Genomic DNA, 22473 nt, shown 5'->3' with positions numbered 1-22473 from the left:
CTGATAAGCTCGCGGCTTTACTCGTTTGCCCTATTGGCGCATGAACAAGGAAACAGAATGAAACAGCATCGGTTGGCAGCGGCGATTGCCCTGGTCGGTCTGGTACTCGCGGGCTGTGACAAGCAAGCCAGCACCGTTGAGCTGAAAACCCCGGCCCAGAAAGCCTCTTACGGTATCGGCCTGAACATGGGCAAAAGCCTGGCTCAGGAAGGCATGGACGATCTGGATTCCAAAGCGGTAGCGCTGGGTATCGAAGACGCCGTTGGCAAGAAAGAGCAGAAGCTCAAAGACGAAGAGTTGGTTGCAGCGTTTGGCGACCTGCAAAAACGCGCTGAAGAGCGCATGGCCAAGATGAGCGAAGAGTCGGCATCCGCTGGCAAAAAGTTCCTCGAAGAAAACGGCAAGCGTAAGGAAGTCACCACTACCGCTTCCGGCCTGCAGTACGAAATCATCAAGAAGGCCGACGGTCCAGTACCGAAGCCGACTGATGTCGTAACCGTTCACTACGAAGGCAAGCTGACTGACGGCAAAGTGTTCGACAGCTCTGTTGAACGCGGCAGCCCGATCGATCTGCCGGTCAGCGGCGTGATCCCGGGTTGGGTCGAAGGTCTGCAGCTGATGCACGTCGGCGAGAAGGTCAAACTCTACATCCCTAGCGAATTGGCCTACGGCGCACAAAGCCCTAGCCCGATGATTCCGGCGAACTCGGTTCTGGTCTTCGACCTGGAACTGCTGGGCATCAAGGACCCTGCAGCTGCAGGCGCCAATGATGCTGCTGCCGGTGCTGATGAAGAAGAAGAGGCTGCCCCGGCAGCCGAACCGGCCAAGCCAGCCGCCAAGAAGTAATCGTTCGAAAGACTGATTACCGCTTGAAAGAAATGCCCCGTCTCGACGGGGCATTTTCATTTCCGGGCCGATTTGATCGAACCGGCTTCGACGGCCAGAGTCCCATGTCGGTCAGTCAGCGTGCTTTAAGCCGGGATTTGTCGGAGGCTGCGGGGCGTTCACTGGGGCGTTGATTCGTCCTTGGCTAGCGCCACAGGTCCGTTGAGTCAACGGTTTTCGCGGGTTTTTATGTGTGTAAAAAACGCGCGATCTAAGTCCGGACCCGGCAGGACGGGCGTTACGGCCCCGAAAAACGGGTCTGTTCACAAGGTTATCCACAATTTGTGTGGATAACCTTTGGGCGCGGAATCGGCCTACGCCTTGGTAGGCTGCCGCGACAGACGCAGTCAGCCAGCAGGCCGATTTTTATCGGTAATCGTGGAGTGGATATGAAAGCACCCTGGAATCTCATTCGTTATCTGCCCATGGCCAAGCGCTTGATGGCGGCAGGTCGCTTGCCCGCATTGCTGTTTGCCGTTGCAGGCAAAACGGCCAGTGAGGGCGGTCGGCTGGGCAAGATCAAGGACGATTTGAAACTGCTTCAAGCGTTGTGCCTGGCCTACTGGCGCGGGGAATATCGCGCCATCAGCGGCAAGGCGATTCTCTCGATCGTGGCCGGCCTGATGTATTTCCTCAGCCCTCTGGATGCGATTCCTGACTGGATTCCGGGCTTGGGGATGCTGGACGATATCGCCGTGCTGGCGTGGGTGATGAAGCACCTTGAAGCGGAACTCAGCGCATTCCGTGCCTGGCGCGCGTTGCAGAGCCCGGAAAAGCTCGCGGTGGTTGAGCGTTTGCCGGCGACGCCTGTGTTGCTGGAGCACGAGAAAAAGATTTGAAGGCGGATTTGTGCGGCTCTTCCATGACGCCGCCAGCGCTCCAGTGATTCCACACACGCAAGTCGTAGCCAACCGCTGTTAAGATGCCGCCCATACTTAGAAAAAGACTACGTAAAAGCTTGTTTTAGTCCTACAGGGGGGTGGTATGGATCTTCAGGTTATTTCGCGCGATGGAGAGCCGGAATATGCGGTGGTCCCATGGGCGCAGTATCAGGCCCTGTTGCGCGCAGCGGGTGTTGCGCGTGGTCCGGAGTCCGGGGCGGCGATCCACACCGAGACCGAGTCTGAACAGTCCTCGTCCGCTGCCGCTGCAGACCTTCCTTCTTTATCTCAGCTGGGTGCATTGCGCGAGGCCAAGGGCCTGGAAGTGGCGCAACTGGCGCGCACGGTCGGCATCAGCCCCTCTTACCTGGACCTGATTGAAAGCGGCGCCCGTGAGCCGGACGCGGCCATTCGCCGGAGTCTGGCGTGGGAGCTGGGTGTTGCTGGCTGGCGGGGTGAAGCATGAGCGTGCGCATCAGTCGCCAGCACTGGGACGGGTTGCTCGCCGAACTGGACCTGGCCCGCCGCCAACGTCATCTGGTGACGTATCGCGCGTTGCTGGAGCGCTTGCAGTTACCCACCCCCGCCATGCAAACCCTGACCGCGGCCCTTGAACACCTCGCCGCCCTCGACGCCCGTGCCGAGCAGCCGTTGCGCAGCTCGTTGGTGATCAGTCAGGGCGCCAGCCGTCTGCCCCGCACTGGATTCTTTGAATGCGTCGAACGTTTGGGCCGTTTCTCTGGCCCCTCAGACGGCATCGCTGCTGCCTCTTGGCACGCCTCGGAAGTCGCCCGGGTGTTTGAGTTCGAGTACCCGCAGCCGTCAAAGCCTGAGTAGAGCAGGCGTCTGATTCCCGGTTCGCCGGGCTATCGCCTTCGCGAGCAAGCTCGCTCCCACATGATCTGTGTCGCACTTGGTATTTCAGACTGATCTCGGACCTGTGGGAGTGATCCGCCCACCCTCGGGTTTCCGGGCTGAACGCGGGCCTGTGGGAGTGAGCTTGCTCACGAAGAGGCCGGGACATCCACCGAATATTCAGCGGCTGAAATGCAGTCTTCGCGAGCAAGCTCGCTCCCACAGGATCAGTGTCGAACCCGGGATTCGAGATTGCCCCCAAACCCCTCCTGTAATGCCGGCATCTCACCCCAACACCGCCTGATTCAACACCGCCATAACCTCCGCCTCCCGCGTGTCAATCACATGCACACTCGCACCTATCACCTCTTTGGCGTGGTGCTTGGCCTGGGAGGCGAGTTCGGCAAGCTGGCTGGCATTGAGGGTCGTGCAGACTTCAGGATGCAGGTGCACGACGCCGATGGACAACGACAGCAACGGAAATTCCTGACGCTGGCCCTGGCGGTTGAGTGCGACGAAGCAGCCGGCTTCCAGATGCTCGGCGCGGTAGAAGCGTCGGCACTGGTTCTGGAAATCTTCCAGCAACAGGTTCAGGCGTTTGCGCCAGTCGTCCGAGCCCAGCACCATCAGAAAGTCATCGCCGCCGATGTGGCCGACGAAGTCGCGGCTCGGGTCAATTCGGTCATTCAGGCATTGCGCCAGACACAGCAGAACCTCGTCGCCGCGCCCGTAGCCATAGATGTCGTTGAAGGGTTTGAAGCTGTCGATGTCCACGTAGCAGATCATCGACTCGCGGCCCTGCTGCAACAACCGGGTCAGGCACTGCTGGATCGGCACGTTGCCCGGCAGCAGGGTCAGCGGGTTGGCGTAGCGCGCCTGCTGGATCTTCACCTCGGTGATCAGCTTCAGTACATCGATCACCCGGCCCAGCCCAAGGTAGGCGCCGTTCTGCATGATGATGAAATCTTCTTCGATGCGTTGCCGTGCGCGGCTGGTAATCAGCCGGCTGACCTGCTGCAGCGACTGGCTCAGCTCGACCGCCAGGAAGTCATCGCTCATCAACCGGCTGATCGGCTTGCGCGCGTACAGCTCGGTGGCGAACGGCTGCAGCAGCACGTCCGACAGCGAGTGGCGATGGACGATGCCGATGGGCTGATGCTGCTCGTCCAGCACCGCCAGCGAGTTGAGATTGGCCTGCTTGCGAAACGCTTCCAGCACCGTCGCGGTGGGCGTGGTCTGCACCACCGCCGGCTGCTCGTTGAGCAGGGCGCTAAGGTCACTGGTTTCTTCGGTGAGGGTCGCGGCAGCCGGATCGATTTTCGGCAGCAGCGCACGGGCGTCACGGGGCGGAAACTCCTGCGGCCGACACAGCAAATAGCCCTGAACCAGCTCGACGCCCATGTCGATCAAGACCGCCAGCTCTTCCTGCAACTCGATGCCTTCAGCGATCACCAACGCTCGCGACGCCTTGGCCATCTGCAGCATTGAGCCGACGAACTCGCGCTTGACCGCGTCCTGATGAATGCCATCAATGAAATGCCGGTCGATCTTCACGTAATCCGGGCGCAGTTCGGACCACAGCCGCAGGCTGGAATACCCCGCGCCCAAGTCATCGAGGGCGATGGAAAAGCCCATGTCCCGGTAGTGATAAAGCGCGTTGTACAACAGGCCGAAGTCATCCGTCGGCGTCTGCTCGGTCAGCTCGATGACCACGCGGCTGGGCGGTATGCCGTAGCGCTGCAACAGCTGCAAGGTGCGGCCCGGCGGGTGCGAGGCTTCCAGCAGGGACTCTGGCGAGATGTTGAGAAACAGCTTGCCCTCCAGCTTCTGTTGGCTGAAGCGACGGCAAGCCGACTCGCGGCAGGCGAGTTCCAGTTCGCTCAGGCGCCCGGCCTGGCGGGCCACGGCAAACAGGCTGAGGGGGGAATGCAGCGCGCTGTTGGAAGGACCGCGAGTCAGGGCTTCGTAGCCGAGAATGCGCCGATCCGATAGCGACACAATCGGTTGGAACAGGCTGTGCAAGTCGCCGTGAGTCAGGATCGAACTCAGAGCGCTCAGCTGTTCAGTCACGGTCATGGCAATCTCGGGGCAAGAAAAAGGGGCTGGACGCTTGTGGCGTCGAGCCCCGCTATTTCACGACAGATTCATGACTGTTTGATGACTATTTGCCATCATTTCGTCACGTTTCATGCTGTTTTACTTTTTCGCCACCGAACCGCTCAAGCCCAGATAATCGAGCAGGATGCGCCCGGTTTCAGCCAGGTAGGCGTCGTCCTCTGGCTTGGTCTTGTCGTCATCCGAAGGCAGCGCGTCTTCGTCTTCTTTCTTAAGCTCTTTCAGCGGCTCTTCGCCTTTGGCCTTGCGACGCACGTTCTCCATCGCCAGCTGCTGGCTCTCAATGTCGGCGTGTTGCTTGCGGCGCTCGGCTTCGTTAAGGCTGACGGTTTTTTCGCTCATCAGCTTCTTCGCCAGCGCGAGTTTTTCTTCGATGAAGACAAACTCGGCGTCCTTGGCTGAACGCACGTCGTGACGCGATTGCAGCTGGGCGAGGAACGGTTTGAACGGATCCACCGCAGGCTTGATCGCCGGCTTGATGGTGTCGTAGGTCATTGCCTCAGGCAGCGCGCTTTCGCCGATTTCCTTGGTGTCGATAATCGACGGATAACCGATGTCCGGCAGCACGCCCTGATGCTGGGTGCTCTGACCGGAAACCCGGTAGAACTTCGCCAGCGTCAGTTTCAGTTCGCCATGGTTCAGCGGCTGAATGGTCTGCACGGTGCCCTTGCCGAAGGTCTGGCCACCGATGATCAGCGCGCGGTGATAATCCTGCATGGCGCCGGCAAAAATCTCCGAAGCCGAGGCCGAGAGGCGGTTGACCAGCAACGCCATCGGGCCTTTGTAGAACGCACCGCTGTTCTCGTCTTCCAGCACATCGACCTTGCCGTCGGCGTTACGCACCAGAACGGTCGGGCCCTTGTCGATGAACAGACTGGTCAGCTCGGTGGCTTCCTGCAGCGAACCACCGCCGTTGTTACGCAGGTCGATGACCACGCCGTCGACTTTCTCCGACTGCAATTCGGTGAGCAGCTTTTTGACGTCGCGTGTCGTGCTCTTGTACTCGGGATCGCCGGCGCGGTAGGCCTTGAAGTCCAGATAGAAAGCAGGAATCTCGATGACGCCCAGCTTGTAATCCTTGCCGTCCTGATTCAGGTGCAGGATCGACTTCTTCGCCGCTTGCTCTTCGAGCTTCACGGCTTCGCGAGTGATCGAGACGATCTTGGTGGTCTGGTCGCTTGGGGCATTGCTGGCCGGGACGATTTCCAGACGCACGACCGACCCTTTCGGACCGCGAATCAGTTTGACCACTTCATCCAGACGCCAGCCAATCACGTCGACCATCTCTTTGTCGCCTTGGGCGACGCCGATGATCTTGTCGGCAGTTGCCACTTGCTTGGTCTTGGCGGCAGGGCCGGCCGGAACCAGGCGGACGATCTTGACGTTGTCGTTGTCGCTCTGCAGGACAGCGCCGATCCCTTCAAGAGAAAGGCTCATGTTGATGTCGAAGTTTTCCGCGCTGTCAGGTGACAGATAGTTGGTGTGCGGATCGTAGGACATCGCGAAGGTGTTGAGGTATGCCTGGAACACGTCCTCGCTGCGGGTCTGGCCCAGACGCGCGAGTTGGTTCTTGTAGCGCTTGGTCAGGGTTTCCTGAATCTTCGCCGGGTCTTTGCCGGCGATCTTCAAGCGCAGAACCTCGTCCTTGACGCGCTTGCGCCACAGGTCGTCGAGTTCGGCTTCGTTCTTGGCCCATGGCGCATCCTTGCGATCAACCAGCAAGGTTTCCTGGGTGTTCAGGTCGATCTTGTCGACGCCCTTGCTCAGCTGCGCCAGGGCGAAATCCAGACGCGACTTGATGCGGTCCAGATAACGCTTATAGATGGTGAAGCCTGGGGCCAGGTCGCCGCTTTTAAGAAAGTCGTCGAACTGGAAACGCCACTTGTCGAACTCGGCGATGTCGCTGGCGAGGAAGTAGCTGCGCGCAGGATCGAGGAGTTTTAGGTAGCTCTGATAGATGATTTCCGAACGCTTGTCGTCCAGCGGCGGCTTGCTGTAGTGGTGGCGCTTGAGCAGCTCCACGACATTCAGACTGGCGATGACTTCATCGCGATCAGGTTGAAGATTATCCCAGCTGTTGGCGGCAAACGAACTGGCCGACATTGGCAGGACAGTCAGGCCAATGAGTAATGCAAGGGTGGTGCTGGGTAAAAAATGCTTCATGCTGATTCGACGCGGGGACAATTGATAACGCATATTAGGCCGTCTTTGGAGGTCGCCGGTTCGGTCAGAACACGGTCGCATAATGCAAAAAGCCCAATGGCCGTGAGGCACATCGGGCTCAGTCAAGACTCACTATGGAGGCACCGTGAAAGCATTGCAAGGCGTTGAAGGTCGTGTGGAATGGGTTGAAGAGCCATCGCCTACTCTGGATGTAGGACAAGTCCGCATCAAGGTCGCAGCCGCCGGACTCAATCGTGCGGATTTGCTGCAACGCTCGGGGCATTACCCGCCGCCGCCGGGTGTCACGGAAATCCTCGGGATGGAATGTTCAGGGGTGATTGCCGAGGTCGGCCCGGGCACCGCCTGGGAAGTCGGCGACCGCGTATGTGCGCTGGTTGCAGGCGGGGCGATGGCCGAAGAAGTGGTGGTCGATGCGCGGCATGTGCTGCCGGTGCCCGAGGGGATTTCGCTGCACGAAGCGGCGGCGATTCCTGAGGTGTACGCCACGGCCTGGCTAAACCTGTTCCAGCTGGCCGGCCTCCAGCCCGGCGAAAAAGTGTTGCTGCACGCCGGGGCAAGTGGAGTTGGTTCAGCTGCCATTCAGCTATGCAAGGCCTTCGGCAACCCGGTCTGGGTCACCGTCGGCTCGGCGGAGCGGCTGGCGTACTGCGAATCCCTCGGCGCCCAGGGCGGTGTGCTGCGCAACGAGAACCTCGATGCGCTGAACGACTTTGCGCCGTTCAACGTCATCCTTGACCCAGTGGGCGCCAATTACGCGGCGCTGAACCTCAAGGTGCTCGGCGTTGACGGTCGTCTGGTGCTGATTGGTTTGATGGGAGGACGCAAGTCCGAGCTGGACTTCGCTCAGGTGCTGGGCAAGCGCATTCATATTCTGGGTTCGACCCTGCGCAGCCGCGACGACCAGTTCAAGGCCGACCTGCTTAGCGATTTGGGCCAACACGTCATGCCGCTGTTCACCGAAGGCCGCTTGAAGCCCCAGCTGGCCCGCAGCTTTCCGATCAGCGAAGCGGAAGCGGCCTACGCCGAGCTGGCGACCAATCAGGTGTCGGGCAAGGTCGTGTTGGTGATCGACGAAAGCCTGGTGTGACCCTGCTTTTAGCCTTTTGATGTTCGGTATAGCCGTGCCTCGTCAACCGACCGGCGGTGCCCCGAACTGTCATTTCTGACAGTAGTCAACCTGGCCCATTCGGTTCTCAATAAAGCCTCGTTGCGTTGCTTGGTCGGCGAGTGCCGGCTGAGAACGCTTCATCGGACGAGGTGAGGACGGGATGGCCAGGGATCGGAAAGCGCAGTCGATAACACGACGGACAGGGGATGGGTCGAAGGCACTGCTGGCAATGCCTGTAGTGCCGGCAATCATTGATCCAAACGATCCCGAAGGCTTGGTTTCCACTGGAACCCAAAGCAATGATCTAGAGGTGCGGGTGCCGCTTTGGCCGTTGCCGGCCGAGTTGGGAGATACCGACCGGCTGGACCTGTTCTGGAGCGGTGTGAGCAGCGGTACACCTGTGGCCACTGCGGATTTTATTGGACCGGTCGATCCCGCAACATTTCCTTTTTCTCTGAGGATGGACAAGCAGTTTCTGCAGGCGGACGGTCAGTACCAGCTCTGGTACACGGTCACTACTGAATCGGGTGACACGGCGCCTTCCGAGCGCCGTACCGTCACCCTCGACACCCGCCCGCCGAGCTATAACCAGCAATTGATGCCCTTGTTGTTGCCAGATGATCTGGTGGGCGGGGTGATCAACGAAGCGTACCTGGCCAGTCATGGCGATCAGGTAGAGCTGCGTCTGCCGAGCCCGGTGTACCTGGACGCGAAAGAAGGCGATGTCGTTGACCTGTACTGGTCACAGGACAACCCACCCACGACATCGGTTGTGGCCAGTGTGACGGTAACCCAGGTGCAGATCGACGCTGATGATATTCGCATCGTCCTGCCCGGCAGCGCCGTGCGTGCGCCTGATCGGGATAGCATTTTCTACGCGACGTACAAAGTGCGGGACCGGGCCGGTAACGAGACCGACTCGTTTTCTCGCGAAACCCCTGCCACCGTCGCACTCAAGCCATTGCCAGGGGGCGATTTGCCCGAGCCGGAGTTCCCGGAGGCAGACATCTACGGCTACATCAATTGCGACGACGCGCCTTGGAACGGGATCGGGGTGCGCATCGCTTTCGACCGCAATCTGTTCGAGTACCAGGACCAGATCACGCTGTATTGGCAGGGTTATCACACGTTCAACGGCGTGGATCCGATTCCCGGTACCGAAGGCGTGTTTACCCGGACGGTCAGTGCACAGAACCTGACTGACGGTTACATGGACGTTTTGATCGAGCCTTTCATTCCCTACATCGAACCCATCATCGAAGGATCGGCGCTGGCCAGTTACCGGTTGACGAAAGTCAACGGGCAGTCGGGCGCCTCGGCTGAGGGGCTGGTGAAGATCAATCGCAAGTTGCCCGGCGGCGAGATTTGCGGCCCGGTGATGCAGGCCGCGCGGTCTGGCTCGCCAATGGCGGGCGGATGCAAGGTGTGTCGCTTATTCAGTCGATTCATCGCCCGCGTGTTGCAGACGCTCGGGCGTGGTGGCAAAGGGCAGTAACGCTGGAAACCCAGGACGCGCCAGGCGGGATCGGCGCGAGTCAACTCAAGGAGAAAAGACATGAGCAACTTATCAAGCAAGCAGACCCGTGTGCTGGCCAGTGCACTGGCGCGTGCCGTCAACCAGCAGGACCAGGCCAGTAAGAAACGCCTGTCTACACGAGCGAACCTGAGTGCGCCGATTGCGCCGGTCTGGTGGGACGGCGATCCTGACTTCGCTGGCCTGGTGCCTCGGGATGAGCAGGAAAAGGACATGCCTATCAAGATTCCCCAGTGGCCCGAAGGCGCAAAACTGGGTGAGAGCGACTACCTTCAGTTCGAGTGGAGACTGTCAAGCTCGGAGACGTGGCAGAGTGCCCAGCCCCAAATCGAGATTCCAGGTCCGTTGCTACCCGGTGACTTCCCCATAGAGCTGAAGTTGAACAAATCCAACTTTGCTGATCCAGGCACCTTCGACTTGCGCTACACCGTCTCGAACGAGGCGGGCAATACCGCCCCATCGGATATTACCCAATTCATCATTGACAAGGTCGCACCCAATTATGGTCAGCCGCCAACGCAGGCGACGTTCGTAGACGCTGTCGTCATCACCGACGGCATTACACAGGCTTACCTGGATGCCAATGGCGGTCTGGCTCTGGTCATCCCGACCTATCTAGACGAACAGCCGGGCGATAGCCTGGAAATTTACGTTTATAAAGAAACGGCGAATCCGACCATTCCGTCGTTTAAGGGTGAGCTGGATTCGAACCGGGAGATCACGGTGCCGGCTGCTGTTTTCGCCGATTTGCCGGATGGCCTGATCTATGTGACCTATCGACTGGTGGACAAGGTGGGTAACAGAGGTGATAGCGCTGATAACGTGGCAGCGGGCCTCTTTCTCAATCCGCTTCCGACGCTTCCACTGGCCGCACCCCGCGTACCTAAGATCGCGGATGACAGCACGCTCCAACTTGTCGACACTGACTTGACAAATACAGGCCTGGTTGAAATTGATGCGTACCCGAACGCGCTTGAAAACGATCTTGTAACGCTCACTTGGGGTACTGCGCCAATTCCGGTCACTCACAGGATCACGGACCCGGCGGCCACGATCTTGCTCAATGTTCCCTACAAGACCATTTTGCAGCCTGCCTATGGCGCGGCGACCGGAGTGCTGCCGACCCAGGTGAGCTACGTCGTCCAGCGTGGCACCAAGACGTTCGACTCGAACCCAGCCACCATCAATGTGGATTTCTTCGTCCCTGGGCCCGTGAACCCGGACCGGCCGAATCCGGTAAACCCCAACCTGCCGAGAGTAACGGTAAAGGGCGCGGCTTCCCAAGTCGATAACGTGCTGACGTCTGCCGATGTCGACGGCGACGTTACGGTAGCGCTCAAGCTGTACGCCCCTATCGGCACGAACGAGGAGATGGTCCTGTATTGGGGTGACCTCACGAAAGAGGTCAAAAGGTTCAGCCCTGTAACGGGGACGGCGGGTGATGACTATGCATTCGTTCTGAAGTGGGACCAGATCAAGGACCTGCCCAGCAGCACGGCAGTGCCGGTGTTCTATACCGTTGGGCGAATCACCGGAGGTACTACCCCCCCAGGCAACATTGAGTCCTGCGTGCCGACGCTGGTAGATGTCAGCGCAGCCCTGCCGATCAAGCTCGCCAACCCCGACTTTCCCCTCGCGGTCCCGGCGCCGGACGGAACGCCCGTTCTCAACTGCAGTACGCACTTCGGCCCTAATCAGTTGGTTCGTGTGCTCATCCCTGCAAATCCTAACCTGAAGGGTGGTGAAACGCTTGACTTCACTTGGCAGTGCTACACCGACAGAGCAGGGACACAACCGGCGGCCCCAGCGTCGACATTCTCGAAGCCCATCACTGCGGATCAGGCCGCTGAAGGTTTTACATTCGATCAAGGGCCGTTTAATGAGTACGTCCTGCCAACCGGCCTGAACGGGTCGATCAGAGTGACATATGTGTCTGATACCACGACGCCGATGAAGGGGGAGACGCTGATCAGAGCATCGGGTCAGAACGCAGCGGGCACTTGTCCGCCTAATACCCTTCGTGCATTTGGGGCGGGTGGATGCAACTGCTAAGTGAGTAAGCTCAACTTGAGATTGAATGTACAGATGCTTTAGTTGGGGTAATAAAAGACAAGGCCGCGCCAAACGGCCTTGTCGTTTTTCAGGCTTATTGCCGCATTTTTACGATGAGCGGTAGTAAATACGAATTGTAAGAAACTACGCTCAATACGTTAGGAAACTTCCTACACGAATGCCAATTTGAAGAATGTAGTCTTCGCGCCTTTGTCCTGCGGAGCTTCTTTGTACTCCGTGGGAATGGCGATATTCCCAAGGAGCTAAATATGGCTGCGTCGCGTTTCACACCCTCCCGTTATTTCAACCCCTCAACCTTTATTTCCCTCGCGCTGTGCATAAGCGCCGCCGCCCAGGGCCGCACACTGTCGCCTGACGAATCTGCGGTGGTTAACCAGGGCGACACGCCCGAAGCCTGGACGTTGGCGTCCGGTTCCTCGCTGACGGTGAGCAGCGGCGCCCAAGCCCTGACGATTTTCGGCGGTGGCGCAGGCGCCGTGGTCAATTTCAATGAGGGCAGCTCAACCACAGGCATCAATCTCAGCGCGGCGGGCGCCGTGGCGAACGTCAACGGTGCCAGCGTTAATGCCGCCGGCAACTCGACCGCCTTGATGCTCGGTGACAGCCAGGCAGTCCTGACGAACGCTACCATTACCAGCGAGACCGGCCTCGGTCTCAGTGGCACACAGTTTCAGGGCGGCACTGGCAGCGCGTTCCAGATCAATGGGGGCACCATCAGCGGTGGGGCGGGGGGCGCGACGCTTTCCTCCCGCAGTACGCTGGACGCGACGGGCGCCGTGATCACCGGCACCGGCGCAAACAGCTACGGGGTCCGCGGTTTCGGCTCGGACATTTCCCTGCGCGGCAGTACCGTCACCGGCGGCTTGAACGGCCTCGTCTATCGGGTGGATACGGCCAATGTGCGCGAGGGTACGGTCAATATCGAAGGCTCACATATAGAAGGCACCACGGGTGCCGCGATTCTGGTCAATGGCCAGGGCGGCGGTCTGGTCGCCAACCTCAATCTGCTCAATGGCACAACCCTTACCGGTGGCAACGGCAACGCGCTGGAAATTACCAACGCGGCGATGGCGAATGTGCTGCTGCAGAGCAGTGAAGTGACCGGCAACTTCGCCCTCTCCAACGGCAGCAGTGCCAGCCTGACCTTCGATCAGGGCCGGTTGATCGGTAACGTTTCGGCGGATGCCACCAGCAGCGGCACCCTGGCGCTGAACAATAACTCGGCGCTCACGGGCGATGTCACCGGTATTGATACGGTTAATCTGAATGCGAGTTCCATTACCGGAAACGTGACCTCGGCCAGCAACGCAGGCGTGGTTTCGCTGGCTAACGGCTCACTGCTGGAAGGTAACGTAACCAGTGACAACGTCAGCCTGAATGCCAGTCAGATGAAGGGCGACATCACTTCGATTGGCAGTGCAGGCGTCGTATCGCTCGTCGGCAATTCGGCCCTGGAAGGTAATGTCATCAGCGACAACGTGAGCCTGAGCGGCAGTCGGATGACCGGCGACATCACGTCGATGAGCAGCGCGGGCGCGGTATCGCTGGTGGAGGGATCGGCGCTGCAAGGCAATATCAGCAGCGATAACGTCAGCCTGAACGCCAGTTCAATGAAGGGTGATATCACGTCGGCCAGCAACGCCGGTGTTGTATCGCTGGTCGGGGGGACGGTAGTGGAAGGCACGGTCATCGGCGACAACGTCAATCTCGACGCCAGCTCGATTACCGGCGATGTCACTTCGGCCAGCGGAGCAGGTGCCGTCAAACTGGTTCGCCGCTCTGTGGTGAGAGGCAATGTGAACAGCAACAACGTCAGCCTCGACGCCAGCTCGATAGCGGGTAACGTCACCTCGACCGGTAACGCAGGCGTCGTGTCCCTGGCGGCGGGCTCTGTGCTGGAAGGTAATGTCAGCAGTGACAACGTCAGCCTTGATGCCAGTTCTATGGTCGGCAATGTCACGTCGACCGGCGGCGCAGGTGTGCTGAGATTGCTGGGCGGCTCAACGCTGAAAGGCGATGTGAGCAGCGGTAACGTCAGCCTGGATGCCAGTTCGATGTCCGGCGATATCACCTCCAGTGCCGGCGTTGTTTCGCTGACCAACAACTCAGTGTTCACCGGCAACTTGATCAACGTCGACAGCGCCACCCTCGCAGGGTCTTCCACCTGGGATATGGTGGGTTCCAACACCCTCAACTCACTTGCAGTGAATGACAGTACGGTGCGGTTTGGCGCGACCAACGCGTTCTATCAGCTCAACGTTGGCACGCTGTCGGGTAACGGCACCTTCATCATGGACGCCGATTACCTCACCAACGAGCATGACCTGCTCAACGTTACCGGTTCTGCAACGGGCAGCCATACCTTGCTGATTGCAGGCTCCGGCGTCGACCCGACTTCACCACAGCCCTTGACCGTTGTGCAAACCGCGGGCGGTAACGCGACCTTTGCCCTGGCGGGTGATCGTGCGGTGGACGTGGGGACCTATTCCTATCAACTGGCGTCGGCCAGCAATGGGGCAGGCGGAACCGACTGGTTTCTGGACCCGAATACCGCGACGATCAGCCCCGGCACGCGCTCGGTGCTGGCGCTGTTCAACACCGCGCCAACGGTCTGGTACGGCGAGCTGACGTCGCTGCGCAGTCGCATGGGCGAGCTGCGCTTCAACGGCGGCAAGGCGGGCGGATGGGTGCGCACGTACGGCAACAAATACAACGTCGATGAAGCGTCCGGGGTCGGCTATCAGCAGACACAGCAAGGCTTTTCGCTGGGCGCCGATGCACCGCTGCCGATGGGCGACGGGCAGTGGCTGGTGGGCGTACTGGCCGGGCACAGCAAATCCGATCTTGACCTGAATCGCGGGACGTCGGGCACGGTTAACAGTTATTACGCCGGGATTTACACGACCTGGATGGATCAGGCCAGCGGCTACTATTTCGACGGGGTGTTGAAGTTCAACCGTTTCCGCAACGACTCGAAGGTCAGCATCAGCGATGGCACCCGTGCCAAGGGTGATTACGACAACTCGGGCGCAGGTGGCTCGGTGGAGTTTGGCCGACACATCAAGCTGAACGACGGCTATTTCATCGAACCGTACAGCCAGTTGTCCGCCGTGGTGATTCAGGGCAAGGATTACGAGCTGAACAACGACATGCGTGCCGAAGGCGACCGCACCCGTTCGCTGCTGGGCAAGGTAGGCATGACGGCAGGTCGCAACTTCGAGATGAGTGACGGCAAAGTGGTGCAACCCTATGTGCGGGTGGCGGGCGTACACGAGTTCGCGAAGAACAATGAAGTGCAGGTCAACAACAACACCTTCAATAATGACCTTTCCGGTTCACGCGGTGAGCTGGGTGCCGGTGTAGCGGTGGCGTTCTCTGACAGCCTGCAGGTGCATGCTGATTTCGATTACTCCAACGGTGAGAACATTGAGCAGCCGTTTGGGGCGAATGTGGGATTGCGTTATAGCTGGTGATCAAAAAGGGGGAGAGCCTGAATGGCTCTCCCCCTTTTCTCATATCGCCATCACGAAGCAGTAACCGCCGGGCACTGTCGTACGAGCTGTACCTTCACCGCCAGTAAACAGGTCCTTCGTTCTATTCATGAACAGCCCTGCAGAGTCGGTGGACCAACATGGATGACTCCCCATTGGGAAGTTGCTGCCATACAGATTGTAGATTTGCCGCAACTGGTCCATGTTCATCATCCTCCGTCCGGCACCCGAAGCCGTATTATTTGCATCTGGCCAGTTTCGATTGCCCATTCCATGCACCAGAATCACATTTGAAACTGTCACGGTGTAACTGCCTTGGCGACCCTCCTTATCCCGCACCGTGATTGTTGCCGTGCCGTTCGAAGTCGAATAGATACTGCCATTTTGATCGACGCGTACCGTTGAGTCATTACTGGACGAGTACGTGTAAGGCGGGACACCGCTGGTAGGTGTTTTCACTATCGTGGTACCGGCCGGCCAACTCAGGGGGAGCGTGCCGGGATAATCAGCAAATGCGTAGAATCCGCCATTCAGCGACACGGACGACGGATCGAGCACAAACGGCGGTATCGCAGGAATCACTGAAAACTGGCGAACAGGCGATGTAGGGTTTTCAGCGTATTGCCCCACGGCTTTGAGACTGTGGGCGCCCAGTGCCACCCCCACAGACAAGCTCCAGCCACCGTTACCCGCTACTGCGGTCTTCCCTTTGGAGGTGTTCACGTCGAAGACCTCTACTTGCTCGTTCGGCGCAGCCGTGCCCGACGCCGTCACCGTGGTCTCCGTGGTGGTACCTCCCTGACTGATCTCGCCTTTTGAGTCGCGTACGCTCAGGGTTGGCGCCGTTGCAGCCTGGACATTGAACGTCCACGGTGAGGACACCGGATTACTTGCGTACAGCGCCTTGGCAGTCAGGCTATGGGCGCTGACCGAAAGGCCACCGACCGACCGCGACCAGTCACCGTTGCTGTCCACCCCGACAGTGCCTTTGGAGGTCGTGCCGTCGAACACCTCCACGGACTGACCGATCGATGCCTTGCCCGACGCGGTGACCGTATTGGCGTAGGTTGAACCGCCATTGGTCACCGCCGTTCCATCGGGTTCTACAACCCTGGTGATGGTCGGGGTCACCAAGGCTGTGATGGTGAAGCTACGCACCGGTGATTCCGGGTAGCTTGCGTAGTCGGCTTTGGCTTTCATCTTATGGATGGCCGCGTTCAGGCCGGTCAGTGGCAATGTCCATTGTCCGGCCGCGTTGGCGCTGACTTTGCCGAGGCTCGCCATACCGTCGAAAATCTCGACCTGCAGGTTCGCACTGGCACTTCCCGTCAGCACTACATCGGTGGCCACGGTAAATCCGTCGGGCGGAATCTCGACGTTTTTCGAGTCTTTGATGCTGGTGATTGTTGGGGTAACGGCAGCCGCGACGATCACTGTCCAGATCGCTGACTCAGGCAGTGTTCCATACAACGCTTTAGCTTTGAGTGGATGCGAGGCCACCGCGAGGCCGGAAAGGGTCAACGACCAGGTGCCCGCGCTGTTTGTACGCGCCGTGCCTTTGGAGGTCTGGCCGTCGAACAGTTCGATCTGCTGATCGGGACTGCCTTGGCCGGACACCGTGACGCTGGTCTCGACGGTCGATCCGCCGTTGCTGATCGGCCCGTTGGAGCCCAGCACCTGAGTAATGGTCGGTGTCAGGTTGGCCACCACCTGAAAGCCACGGGGCGGTGAAACCATTCCGCTTCCATCCAGCGCGTTGGCCTTCAGGCTATAGTTTTTCACGGTCAATCCCGGCAGGGATCCGCTCCAGGCGCCGCTGCTGTTGGCTTTGACTGTCACCAAACGATTGCTGCCATCCAGGATATCCAGCTCGGTTTCGACGGTGGAGGTGCCGTTGATGCTCAGCGTGGTATCGAACGTGATGCCCCCGTCAGCCACCTCACCCTTGCTGTCCCTGATACTGACAATGTGTGGGCTGACCCAGTCATGGTGCAGCTTGAAGGTGTAAGCCGTTCGCGGAAACTGCACGGCAGTGCTCTCGCTGGCCACGCCGTCGAAGGCCACGTTGCAGACCACGGTCAGGCGGGTGTCCTGGCCGAGTTTCTCGAGCTCGGTTCGCGGGACGGAGATAGACAGTCCGGCGGAGGCTTGAGCGACCGTGAGCGCGACGCCGTCCAGGAGCGTGATCGTGTAGGAGCCACCGGTGCCGGTTTCCCCCTCAAGGCGCAGCCACACACGCTGGCCGTCGAGGATGAAGGGCCATTTGGCAACGGTTGCGGTGCCATTGCCGGTGAAGGTTGCCAGGTTAAGCGTCAATGTCTGGCTGTCGGCCTGAGTGATGGCGGGATGCGGCAGGTCCTTGTCTGGGTCGGCAAAGGGCAGTACAGGGAGCAGCAAGGCGTCGGACTGCTTTTCTGAGGTGTAACGTTTGACACGATAGGACACGCTGACATCACGGCCAATATTCGCACCGACCACCGTGGCGGGTACCGTGAAATCAACTTGCCCACTCACGGCGCCGGGCTTCTCCTGATCAGCAGGTGAGCCAATGCCCGGACTGCCCAGCCACATCAGAGTGATGAGGTCCTGCGGTTCCATGCTGGCGTAGTTCACCCGTACGGTCGCGCCGGCCAGCGCGTTGAGCGGGTCAAGCACCCCGGCTCCGGCCTCCAGCACAGTAGGGGCGGGCAGTTCACCGATGAGTTTGCCGATCACCAGATTCAGCGTTGCCGAGTATTGAAACGTGCCGGTGGCGCCGCGCTCGAGGGTGTACAGCACCCTCACTTCATCGTTGATGTTGAGCTCGACCAACGACCGGGGAATGGTGAAATCGAGCGGTTTGCCGGCAATGGCAGTGGTGATGGGGATCCAGTCGCTGCCGCTGCCCTCCAGCGGATGGCCGAGCCAATACCAGGTCAGCGTATCGCCGGCGACGGTACCGGGGTAATTGACCCGTAGCGTGACATCACCGCGGTTCACCTCGGGGTCAAGCACGCCGTTCACGGCTTCAACGATGATCGGCGCGGGCAGCTCCGCCACATGCTGGCCGACTCTGACGAGCAAGTGCTCCGATACCCGCACATCCAATACGTGCCAGGCGTCGTTGGATACCCGATAGCTGACGTCGAGTGTGCCGTTTTCAAGCAAGGCGATGTGTTCGCCCATTACAGGGATATACACGACGTTGCCTACGTCGTTGGTTGTCACGATGTGTTGGGTTTCATACAGATAAGGCGCGTTATCCACGCGGGTGCCCAGCCAGGCCAGATCAATCAGATCGCCGTTGGCCATGCCGGCGTAGACCGGGATTTCTACATGGGCGCGTTCTTCAAGTGGGTCGAGTACATCGCCGATCAGTTCCAGAATGCGCGGGATCTGCAGCGGTGCCACGCCGGTAATCCGCACGGCTGCCCGTTTCGACGACTGTGACGGGGCATGGTTGAATTTGGTCAGGACATAAGATGCCTGAGCGGTCCCGTTGATCATCTGTCGCACGATTACATTCGGCACGGTGGTGTCATAGATTGCCGGGCTCGTTATGGTGACCGATTGGGTGTGCTCCACCTTGGCGCCTGCCGCCGTGGTGCCGAGCCAGGTCATGGTCACTGTGTCGCCGCGCTCGAACGGGTCTCCGTCGACAGGGATTTTCACCGTGACGTCCGCGCTGCCCAGAGTGCCCAGGTCGATCTCGCCGTTGAAAGCCTCCTGAATGATCGGTGCCGGCAGCTTCCAGCCGCCGGCGTCTACCGGCACGAAGGTCTGCAGCGACCATTCTTCGGAGAAATTCCAGACCTCGTCGTACACCTGATAGTGAACCAGCAGGTTCGTAGAGTCGCCTGCCGCGAGTATGGCGGCCTGGTCAACCGTGATGACGACGGGGTCATCGCCTGCTGCCTCCAGCTCGGTGATAAGCCGACTGATCGACACCACGCCCCAGCGCAACTCGACGGTGTCGCGCGCGGCGCGCCCCGGGTAGGTGGCGATGGTCACCGGGACGCCTTTTTTCGCCCATTCGGCATCCACGCCGTTGGTGACGACGTCCTGAGGCAGTTGCGGCGCCGCGAGTTCCGAGTGGCCAGGCAGATGCGGATCGCGATCCTTGCCTCCCGGCCGGTCGAGCTTGACCCGCAGGCGCAACGGCACGGAGTCGTCCGTCTCGCCCGAGCTGGCGTGGGTCAGGCTGTAAAAGACTTTTTCAGCCCAGTCGGGCTGGATCAGATCAGTTGGCAGATAGAAAAACATGCGTTCGTTGACGTCGGCGGCAACGACCTCGCGCCCTTCTGCGAACACGTCGCCCCAATAGATGTCGACACGGTCGCCGATCTCCATGTGCGGCCAGGGGTCAACGAGCGTAAACATACCCTCCGGGTTGTCCTCGACCATGCTGATGTTGACCCCGCCGTCGCCGCCTACGACGGGGGTAACCAGACCGCTGATCAGCAAAGGGCGCAAAGCCAGCGTTGAGTAGTTGTGGTCCAGTGGGGGAAAGAGGGTGCGTGAGTAACGTTTCATGGTGAGCTTCCTTGTTCAGGGGGATGCTGACCGGGGATTTCCAGCGAAGCGTTTGTTCCTGCTGCCGTCGACTCCCCAGCCGGAGGTTTAACCTGGAGCTCGATTCACAGGGTCGGCCTTGGGCTGGCCTTACCTGTGTCGCGCTTCAGATTGATAAGCACTTTCGGGTTAAAGGTTTCATTGCGGCGTGAGCCCCATGCCCGCGCCGCACTCTCTTTTCATCTCAAGGTGAAATAGCGGACGCGGGATGGCGCCCCATTGCCCAGGATCCATACTTGATGCGAAGTGCGTTCAGGAACGGCGAGCTTTGATTCCCACTGGCCGTCAGCATTCGTCAACGCAGTACCGATCAATTCGCCGCCTCCACTATCGGTAGCGGCGTCGTAGATTTTCACCTCCGAGTTTGGATAAGACGTGCCAGCAAAGGTCAATGCTCGGTCGGAGGTATTGCCGTGATCGGGTATTTCATTTCCCATTGAGTCTTTGATACTGATAATGACCGGATAGGCGGAATTGACCATGACGTTGACGGTCCATGCCGCCGACTCTGCTTGATCGCCATACAGTGCTTTGGCTTTTATTGCGTGGGATGAAACAGTCAGCCCACCGATGCCCAAACTCCACTGTCCACTTGGGTTAGCCGTGGCATTGCCTTTGGAGTCATCGCCGTCAAACACTTCGACGCCCTGGCTGACTGCCGCGGTGCCACTCAGGGTTACGCTGGTATCAAACGTGGAACCGTTGTTGGCAATCTCCTGCCCTTTTGAGTCCCTGACACTGCTGATCACGGGAGGGTCAAGCACCACCGGCTGGCCGACACTGAACGCCAGCACATCGGAGTCGCTGCGAATTCCGCTCGCACGCATCACCCAGTACGAGGCCTCAACGGTGCCACCGTCGTTGGCTGAAATGTTTTTGGAAGCAATCTCGAACACCACGGGTCTGTTCAGGGTCAATGAGTTGATCGTCAGCGAGTCCTCCACATTGCCGCCGACGCTGCCATGCCACAGGTAATGCACGTCATCGCGTATGGCCATTTCCATGTAAACCGGTACGGTCAGTGTCGTTGCTCCATGATCCGGGTCGATTACCCCTTCTACTACGCCATCGACCAACGGCTTTGTCAGCTCGGCACGGGGCTCGCCGATGTTCAGCGTTGTGGCGCGGGCAGATTCGCGGTTGACGATCGTGCCGCCCACGTCTTTGGCGAGGATGAAATACAGCTCGAGGGTGCCGCCCTCAATCGGTTTGAGGTGCATCCCCGGGACCGTGAAATTGATCGGATCCTTGCGGGTCGCTTCCCCCTGGGAGATGTTGTGCGCCGTCAATTCCGGGTCGTAAATGGAGAAGTTAGACCGGGTGCCGAGCCATTTAAGAGTCAGTTGATCCCCCGCCGCCATGCTGTCATCCCACGGGATCTGCACAACGGTGCTTGGCAGGGCTGGATCGATCGCACCCTGCTGGGCATCAAGGGCGACGGGCGCGGCCATGCGCACAGTTTCACCGATGACGTTGATGAATGCGCCCTTGGACACGGCTTTCGACGCCCCTGATGAGTCCTTCAACGTGTAGGCAAATACTGCCTGGGTTTTGGCCAGTTGCCTGATCTGCGCATTGGGCATCGATATGTCGAAGACATGTCCCAGGCGGTCGATCGTCACCGGCTCCGCTTCGTACCGAAGGGCGTCGCCGTCTGCCGTGTTTCCCGTCAATGTCACGAAAATCTGGTCGCCCACCGCGAAGTCGGCTTTGAGGGGGGCAAGACCTTTGAGCGCGCCCTTGCCCAGGGAGGCTTCCAGCTGTGCGGTCAGTTTCTTGCCCAGCAAAGCGCTGAATTGCGCCATAAATTGCAAGCGACTCCCAACCGCGACCTGAACGGTCACCGCGTTGTTGCCCAGCGTGTCGAGGTCGAGCACATTGTCGATGGCCTCATTGATAAAGGGAGCGTCCAGACGTGAGTTGCCGGTGTCCACCACAATACGGGTCTCTGCGGCCCAGTCTTCAGAGCGGTTATCCACCACGTCGTAGACCTCAAACGTCACGGCCAGGCCATTTGGGCCTGAGTCTCCCCCCGCGAGAATGACCGCTTCTTCGACCGTGATCTCGATCGATTGGCCCACGTCGTCCGCGGTCACCTTGTGGTGCACAAACTCCCCGCCCCAGGAAAGCTTGATATCGTCCCCTTCAACCATGTTCGGATAAGGCTTAATGGTGACCGGCACGCCAAGTTCGGCGATGTCTTTATCTACACCATTGTCGATAATGTCCTGAGGCAGCGTGAATGTGAGTGCCGAGTGACCAGGGGTTTCACCGTTCTGATCCTGTCCGCCGGGACGAGCGAGTTTGACCAGTACCTCGGTGTCCGCGGACGACTCAGGAACCTGGCCTATCCGCGCCACGCGGTACTGGAGCGTGTGCTTGCCCTCAGTGAGGCGCACTGCGTCGACAAAGGCAGTCACCCGCTGATTGACCTCGGCCGGGTCGTCGATGACCGCCGTCGTCACCGCAGTGTCCTCGAGCAACACGGACACGCTGTCACCCATAAGCATGTTGGACCATGCCGGGATGTACAGTTGGAGGCCACGTTGCGGGAAGTTATCCAGGGCGGCGCCGTGGTTGATGCCCCATAACGTCTCGCCGGGCGCAGCCGGTGGCTCGGGGAGAGGACCAACGCGACCGGGGATTTCCAGCTCGATCAGCGAGTTGGGGGCACTGGAAGTGAGGGACGGATCTTGCGGGGATAAGGCCATGGCTGTTGACTCCTGTCGATGGGTTCCAGGAGTCATTGAGCGCCGGATCGGGTGGATTGACTACTGTCAGAAATGACAGGTCTGA

At 59.6% G+C, this 22473-nt stretch carries 12 protein-coding genes; 8 read left to right on the top strand and 4 right to left on the bottom strand.

The window, feature by feature from the left end; translation table 11 throughout:
* Window positions 1-57: 57 nt before the first annotated feature.
* The 4 genes from QWI20_RS06315 to QWI20_RS06300 all read left to right on the top strand — a co-directional run bounded on the left by QWI20_RS06315 (window position 58) and on the right by QWI20_RS06300 (window position 2603).
* Window positions 58-846, top strand: coding sequence for an FKBP-type peptidyl-prolyl cis-trans isomerase (locus QWI20_RS06315; RefSeq protein ID WP_237254062.1), 789 nt, complete (start codon window positions 58-60; stop codon window positions 844-846).
* Between the two features lie 428 nt (window positions 847-1274).
* Complete coding sequence (locus QWI20_RS06310) at window positions 1275-1724, top strand: YkvA family protein (protein ID WP_369304694.1); 450 nt, start codon at window positions 1275-1277, stop codon at window positions 1722-1724.
* A 145-nt stretch (window positions 1725-1869) separates the two neighbouring features.
* Window positions 1870-2232 carry a multiprotein-bridging factor 1 family protein gene (locus tag QWI20_RS06305; RefSeq protein ID WP_369304692.1) on the top strand — a complete coding sequence of 121 codons (363 nt, stop codon included), beginning with the start codon at window positions 1870-1872 and terminating at the stop codon, window positions 2230-2232.
* Complete coding sequence (locus QWI20_RS06300) at window positions 2229-2603, top strand: hypothetical protein (protein WP_133773105.1); 375 nt, start codon at window positions 2229-2231, stop codon at window positions 2601-2603. The genes QWI20_RS06305 and QWI20_RS06300 overlap by 4 nt, the downstream gene beginning before the upstream one ends.
* A gap of 303 nt (window positions 2604-2906) precedes the next feature.
* Here the strand turns inward: QWI20_RS06300 and QWI20_RS06295 are convergent, their stop codons facing one another.
* Both QWI20_RS06295 and QWI20_RS06290 read right to left on the bottom strand, forming a co-directional pair.
* Window positions 2907-4697 (bottom strand): bifunctional diguanylate cyclase/phosphodiesterase, encoded by a 1791-nt coding sequence (locus tag QWI20_RS06295; protein WP_369304691.1) that lies wholly within the window; start codon window positions 4695-4697, stop codon window positions 2907-2909.
* A gap of 120 nt (window positions 4698-4817) precedes the next feature.
* Window positions 4818-6899, bottom strand: coding sequence for a carboxy terminal-processing peptidase (locus QWI20_RS06290; RefSeq protein WP_175514174.1), 2082 nt, complete (start codon window positions 6897-6899; stop codon window positions 4818-4820).
* Window positions 6900-7044: 145 nt separating this feature from the next.
* Here QWI20_RS06290 and QWI20_RS06285 point away from each other — a divergent pair, with 145 nt between their 5' ends.
* The 4 genes from QWI20_RS06285 (at window position 7045) to QWI20_RS06270 (ending at window position 15108) form a co-directional block, all read left to right on the top strand.
* On the top strand, window positions 7045-8007 hold the full coding sequence (locus tag QWI20_RS06285; RefSeq protein ID WP_369304690.1) for an NAD(P)H-quinone oxidoreductase: 963 nt from the start codon (window positions 7045-7047) through the stop codon (window positions 8005-8007).
* 259 nt (window positions 8008-8266) lie between these two features.
* A complete protein-coding gene (locus QWI20_RS06280) occupies window positions 8267-9523 on the top strand; it encodes a hypothetical protein (protein ID WP_369304689.1) in 1257 nt (418 codons plus the stop codon).
* Between the two features lie 60 nt (window positions 9524-9583).
* Window positions 9584-11614: a hypothetical protein gene (locus tag QWI20_RS06275; RefSeq protein WP_369304688.1), complete on the top strand. Its 2031-nt coding sequence runs from the start codon at window positions 9584-9586 to the stop codon at window positions 11612-11614.
* A 269-nt stretch (window positions 11615-11883) separates the two neighbouring features.
* Complete coding sequence (locus QWI20_RS06270; protein WP_369304687.1) at window positions 11884-15108, top strand: autotransporter outer membrane beta-barrel domain-containing protein; 3225 nt, start codon at window positions 11884-11886, stop codon at window positions 15106-15108.
* A gap of 39 nt (window positions 15109-15147) precedes the next feature.
* On the opposite strand, the gene QWI20_RS06265 is transcribed toward QWI20_RS06270, so the two are convergent.
* Both QWI20_RS06265 and QWI20_RS06260 read right to left on the bottom strand, forming a co-directional pair.
* Window positions 15148-19638: a hypothetical protein gene (locus QWI20_RS06265; protein WP_369304686.1), complete on the bottom strand. Its 4491-nt coding sequence runs from the start codon at window positions 19636-19638 to the stop codon at window positions 15148-15150.
* A 218-nt stretch (window positions 19639-19856) separates the two neighbouring features.
* A complete protein-coding gene (locus QWI20_RS06260; RefSeq protein WP_369304685.1) occupies window positions 19857-22388 on the bottom strand; it encodes a hypothetical protein in 2532 nt (843 codons plus the stop codon).
* Window positions 22389-22473: the final 85 nt, after the last annotated feature.

Source organism: Pseudomonas sp. W2-17 (assembly GCF_041060445.1).
Taxonomy (GTDB): domain Bacteria; phylum Pseudomonadota; class Gammaproteobacteria; order Pseudomonadales; family Pseudomonadaceae; genus Aquipseudomonas.
Note: the sequence above shows the minus strand (reverse complement) of the source record. Positions and strands in the feature narration are given on the sequence as shown.